At 41.7% G+C, this 338-nt stretch carries 1 protein-coding gene; it reads left to right on the top strand.

The annotated features are described in order from the left end of the window. Positions 1-338 (top strand): AAA family ATPase (locus ACFINS_RS10435; RefSeq protein WP_375706232.1); only part of this gene is annotated, 338 nt, incomplete at both ends.

The raw sequence follows: 338 nt of genomic DNA, 5'->3' as shown, positions 1-338 counted from the left end.
CTTAAGAAGATTTTTGAAAGTGCTCAGGCGCGTTTTATGTCTGGAAGTCAAACAGTTTTGTTTGTCGACGAAATTCATCGCTTTAATCGTGCACAGCAGGATAGTTTTCTTCCCGTTATGGAAGATGGTACTGTTATTCTTATAGGGGCAACAACGGAGAATCCTTCGTTTGAACTTAATGCTGCCCTTCTTTCTCGTGCACGTGTTTTGACATTTCTTCCACATGACAATGAAAGTTTGGGCATGCTTTTGAAACGTGCTGAGGCATTGGAAGAAAAAACTCTTCCCTTGGATGATAACGCCAGAGACGTTTTGATAGAGATGTCTGATGGTGATGC

It is taken from the genome of Bartonella sp. AA2SXKL (assembly GCF_042197205.1).
Taxonomy (GTDB): domain Bacteria; phylum Pseudomonadota; class Alphaproteobacteria; order Rhizobiales; family Rhizobiaceae; genus Bartonella.
The sequence above is the reverse complement of the archived record's forward strand: the minus strand, read 5'-3'. Positions and strand labels throughout refer to the sequence as shown.